The 3,508-nt window shown below is 47.5% G+C and carries 4 protein-coding genes; all 4 read right to left on the bottom strand.

The window, feature by feature from the left end:
* Positions 1-114: 114 nt before the first annotated feature.
* A complete protein-coding gene (gene mbnA, locus ABF979_RS14800) occupies positions 115-210 on the bottom strand; it encodes a methanobactin (RefSeq protein ID WP_120357830.1) in 96 nt (31 codons plus the stop codon).
* Positions 211-310: 100 nt separating this feature from the next.
* Complete coding sequence (locus ABF979_RS14805; protein ID WP_415560556.1) at positions 311-2,527, bottom strand: TonB-dependent receptor domain-containing protein; 2,217 nt, start codon at positions 2,525-2,527, stop codon at positions 311-313.
* 145 nt (positions 2,528-2,672) lie between these two features.
* Positions 2,673-3,164, bottom strand: a complete 492-nt coding sequence (locus tag ABF979_RS14810) for a DUF2946 family protein (protein ID WP_078527209.1) — start codon at positions 3,162-3,164, stop codon at positions 2,673-2,675.
* Positions 3,165-3,310: 146 nt separating this feature from the next.
* A partial coding sequence (locus ABF979_RS14815) for a hypothetical protein (protein ID WP_415560557.1) occupies positions 3,311-3,508 on the bottom strand: 198 nt, incomplete at its 5' end.

Raw genomic sequence — 3,508 nt, forward strand, 5'->3', positions numbered from 1 at the left:
TTTTTTTTTAATTTCCCAATATTGCGTTTTTTAAAAAATAAACCCCGTGCCGTTTGTTGGCACAATTTTTTAAAAATGGTACGGGGGCCGCGCTGGGCCCCCACCCCCTATGGTTCAGTTATAACCACCACAGACCGTACCCGGACCGCAGATCGAACCGGCCATTGTTGAGACCTTGATCTCGCGACGAGAAAGAATGGTGATTTTCATTGATAGACTCCTTGTCTTTGAAATTGCCGATCATCACATCGATGTATCGGCAAAATATATTAATATATATTGTTCAAGTAAACAAAGTAAAAATGCAAATTTAAAACTTATATGAAATATTGAACCTGACGCTTCGTCCAATTTCAGGTACGTCATTATTGCTGGCGATAGATTTGTACATATAATAAGTCTTATTGGTCAGATTGGTGACGGCAAAATTTACGCGCCACGGCTTGCCTGGCATTTGCCAGTCAAAAAGAATGTCATGCAACATATAGCCTGGTCTTCTGCGTGCTATCGTAGAGTCATAGTCTTGGGCTTCTACAGCGGTGAGGTTATACGTGGCGGTCAACCCAATTTTTGGAAAAGTGTAACTCGCATCTGCTGCTACTTTATCTGGTTGAGCCAGAAGGTTGGCTCCGGTGTTTGCATCTCTCACACGGAGGTGGCTGTAACTTACGCCAAGATTGATGTTCTCTATATTGTAGGTTGCGCGAAGTTCAATTCCATAGCGGGTGGCGTGTTGAATGTTCGTATATTGATAGTTTATCTCGTTTCTTTTGTAGAGTGGGCTCCAGTGATGTCCGACCACAGATAGCTGAATAAGGTTCGTAGCATCTTCGTAGAAGCCTGTAGCACGCACCAATGCATGATCCTTGCGTGAGAACAATCCACTTTTATTATAACTAAATCCAACTTCGTATGTACGAGCGCTTTCTGGTATTAAGTTATTATTTGGAAGAAAATAATAACTATTTGGCGTTATGGTATAGTTCATATTTGTTTCTTGAATTGTTGGGGCGCGGTAATTTTTTCCCCAACTAAGATAGACCATCCAATTTCGATTTGGATGCCATGCTAAGGTAATTTTGGGTAGAATTGCACCGCTAGTGCTGGTGGACGAGCCAGACCCAAAGGTATTGTAGCGATCGTAACGAAGGCTTGGTGTTAGTACGATGCCGTACGGAAGTTTAATCTCATCTGATCCGTAGAATCCGTAAACTTGCTGTTGCCCGTCGGGGATAGTTCCTCCTCCTTGCCCGTTTTTTTGAAGAGTATGATTGATGTCTCGATAGTAATTTGCTCCAACTACAAACATATGTGAACCAAGATAGCCAAAATTTTCCCTGAATATTTTTTGAATATCAGCCCCATAAGTTTCCAGTGTTTGCGTCTCGCCCACTATTGATGTCTTAATAAAAGGACCGTACCATGACGTCATTTTTGATCTATAGAGCGTCAGTCTTCCATCTTCTTTTCCGTGAGAGTCCTTAGTGGTTAGGTGAATATTTGAGTCGTCTTGCCTGGTTCCGGTTTGTCGATAATAAGGAATATATGTCTTTGTTGACAAATTATAAACGGTAAATTTTTGTGCTTGTGCGTTGGCTGGACGATAATTTTCAATATAATAAAAACTCTGCCCGAAATCGACTCTGATCCAGTCTGTAATGTCGTAGCCCAGTTTTAAGAGTGCGCTATTGCTCGTACCGTTGTTCGGAGATAATTTTTGTCCTCCGCCTAGAGAAATCGGCCCGAATGACTGTCCTGCATACGCCAGCAGTCCGTCGAACTTTCCCCATTTTCCATACACTTTGGCAGCACCTTTGGCATTTTCATTTGCACTCTGATAACCGCCGTCTAACTCTGCACCCCATTTTCGGCCAGGCGCGAGGAGATCTTTGGCTTCGAGCGTCTTGATTGACATGACGCCTCCCATGGAGCCGCTGCCGTAAAGAGTTGATGCGGCCCCCATTACGACTTCGACAGACTGCACGAATGCTGGATCGATATAGAGCGGTGTCTGGAAGCCGGCAAAACCATTGTCCGCATTGCGGCGTGCGCCATCGACCAAGAGGATAATGTCTCTTCCGTTGAAGCCTCGAATTTCAGGGATCTGGCCTTCGGTCCGTGCTCCGCCTGCCATATCAGCGTCAGGTAAACGATTGATGACATCAGCGAGCGTTGAAGACATACGTCTTTCAATATCCTGACGGGTTATCAGGCTGACCGAGGCGGGAACATCCTGGATCCGCTGTGGCGTTCGCATAGCTGTGACAACGAGCCGCTCAGCTGCGTTACTGGATATGGGGATGGCGGCTCCTGTTCTTACATGAGCACCAAGTTGTTTTGACGTGTTTCGCGATGACTGTTCCGGAGTTTTTTTAATCGCCGCCTGCCTGGTTGATGCGGCATTCTCACGCTCTTTTCCGGGCAGTTCATTGGCATGCGCCGCGAAGGACGGGATAAGAAAAATTGCGGCGGCAGAAAGTAAGTGCGCGCGGTGGAACGTGTGTGCGCAAACATGTGTCGAAGACATGGAAGCTGATCCTGAGCTGAGAATATCGTTCAGCCAGCAGGACGGTCATTGTCTTTTTCGTCATTAGTTTATGACGTCAGCGACGCACTATGCGTTAAGTGAACGCGTACGGTCGATGAATGACAGCTTAAACGGCCTGCGGGCGCTAGAAGACCGCAGACACAGGGGGGCCACAGGAGAAAGGAACACCAAGTGTGATGACAGGTGGAGCACGGGGGTTAACGATGTTGACGTGGCGTTGCCAACGAATAAACGCCAGTGCCAGCAAGATAACGAGAGCTGTGAACAGGAATACTGGCAGGTGCAGGAGAGGGCATAACGGACAGCTTCCATCGTGATGAGAAGGATGCCCGGACATGTGGTCGTGGTCGCCCTCATTGTCGGCTGACACAGCCTGCGTCACATTGTCCATTGTCATGCCAGGCATATCCGCACAGACGGAGTGCTTATCTGGCGTGTGATAAACATGTGGAGCGATATCAATGCCTGTCAGGCGCAGGATGGTAGCACGAGGCATTTCTCCCGGCATTGCCTGACTCTGGATCAGGAGTTGCCCCAGAAAGCCCATGAGCGTGAACGCGACCAGAAACCAACGGCTCAATGAAGAGCGGGGCGCAGGATGTATGGCATGGGCCATCTTTTGAAAACATATGCTCCTGTCACGGTAGACTTTTTATAAAATCCATTGTGGTTGCGAGCCTGTCAACCCGATATTGCACACACATGGCAGGCATTCCTACCAGGATGCTTGAAGAGCCCATTTTGGCTTGGCGGCAGTCGATTTTATAATCTCTGCCTGAGGAATGTGGAGGGATCGAAGAACCCTTGATTGATACGCTTGGCTGTTGATTTCAGGTTTTTGGCGATTTGATTGACTACTTTTGGGTTGGTTTTCGATCTGCGTTTTAAGCAGATCGAGTGCTGCCCCCGCTGGATTGCTATGCATTCGCGCTGATCCGCTCCAGGAAGAGGAAGCGGCGC

It is taken from the genome of Gluconobacter sp., from assembly GCF_047723935.1.
GTDB lineage: Bacteria > Pseudomonadota > Alphaproteobacteria > Acetobacterales > Acetobacteraceae > Gluconobacter.

Bases quoted from the DNA above. Each gene is read 5' to 3' on its own strand.
- mbnA (WP_120357830.1), bottom strand. From the start codon at position 210: ATGAAAATCACCATTCTTTCTCGTCGCGAGATCAAGGTCTCAACAATG.
- ABF979_RS14805 (WP_415560556.1), bottom strand. From the start codon at position 2,527: ATGTCTTCGACACATGTTTGCGCACACACGTTCCACCGCGCGCACTTA.
- ABF979_RS14810 (WP_078527209.1), bottom strand. From the start codon at position 3,164: ATGGCCCATGCCATACATCCTGCGCCCCGCTCTTCATTGAGCCGTTGG.